The following is a 1,346-nucleotide window of genomic DNA, read 5'->3' on the forward strand; positions in this document are numbered from 1 at the left end:
CCTTTAGGTGGTTTAGAGCCATCGCCTATACAACGACTCTGATGGACCTACCATCATCTTATTTACAGCATTCAACCATTTTTTTTTCTTTTTTTTTTGTTGCCGCGGTTGATTCTTGGCACACTATGGTTAGTTGCGGGAAATCCGCGAGGATTTTCCGCCGTGACCGAAAGATAGCAAATTGCAATGAATTCCGATTAGGCATTCAGCCGCAATGAGCTATACACGGTGTTGCCACACGTTTTTTGTTTTATTCATCAGGTAATAAGTCAGATGTAAATCCGCTAACTTTTCCCCATTCTTTTATTTGTTTCATTTTCTTTTTTTCCAAAAATTCTCCTGTCCAAGGATTGAATGAATAAACATTGAACTTATAAGTAATTCTTGAACGACCTTCTTTTTTTATTTCATCTATTTGGTCTGTCAATTCGGCAATGTAGTATTTGAACTGACCATCATAAAAAGTTGCTTTATTAAATCTTTCCCATTTTAAAAATTCCGAAACATTCTCTCCTTTTAACCCGTGTTCTTCTGCAATTGATATAGCTTTTGTTTTATCAATTTCAAAAGTTCTGTTTTCAGAGTTTAATTTTTCAAATCCATTGTTGTTAAATCTATCGTGGCTTGGAATGTAGTTTCCATTTTCGTCAAGATTGATACCAATCATTTCACTTTGCCAATCAGAGTTTTTAAGTCTGACTTGATATCGAAAAAGAAATTCAGTTGGTTTTCTTTTCATAGGTTCTGTCCAACTACCAACATAACCTTCTTTGTCATAAGCGTAACAATTAAAATTGAAACGAACTTGGCTATCGAAAAACTCTTGACTATAGTTAGAAATAATCAAGCTATCAGCTTTTTTTTTCATTCGCTCAAGTATTTCGTGATGTGGAAATAATTTTCTGTTCACTTCGCAAATAGCATTGTCATAATCACGAGTAAATAATAATTGTTTGTCGAAGTTATATTCATTCCAAATTCCAAGCCGTTTTCCGTTTTTTCTTTTCCAACCTTCTGTGTTTAATCTTGTTGTGTCTTTTATGAAATGTACACTATACCAAACAGAATCTTTGCTTTTGTAACTTTCTTCGTAAATATGATAAACAGAATTTCTGACAATTTCAATTTCAGACGAATCTGTCGAAATATTTTCACGACTAAATTGTCCGAAGACAGAAAGTCCCGAAATGAGTGCGAAAAATGTTAGCAGAAATTTATTGTTCATAGGTTTTTTTCAAATGTGTGGCAACGTGTTTGTAATCGAGTAGACAAAGGGAATTTCACCCTAAGCCTCTCACAGAACCGTGCTTGAAAGTCTCCCCTCACACGGCTCTTGTTGTACAAAT

Annotated in this window: 1 protein-coding gene; it reads right to left on the reverse strand. The window is 34.3% G+C overall.

All coding sequences use genetic code 11. The features are described from left to right. Positions 1–250: 250 nt before the first annotated feature. Positions 251–1,225 carry a hypothetical protein gene (locus FT986_RS06900; RefSeq protein WP_147864460.1) on the reverse strand — a complete coding sequence of 325 codons (975 nt, stop codon included), beginning with the start codon at positions 1,223–1,225 and terminating at the stop codon, positions 251–253. Positions 1,226–1,346 lie beyond the last annotated feature (121 nt).

The sequence above is a fragment of the Mesonia sp. K4-1 genome, assembly GCF_008017825.1.
Lineage (GTDB): Bacteria > Bacteroidota > Bacteroidia > Flavobacteriales > Flavobacteriaceae > Mesonia.

Bases quoted from the DNA above. Each gene is read 5' to 3' on its own strand.
- FT986_RS06900 (WP_147864460.1), bottom strand. From the start codon at position 1,225: ATGAACAATAAATTTCTGCTAACATTTTTCGCACTCATTTCGGGACTT.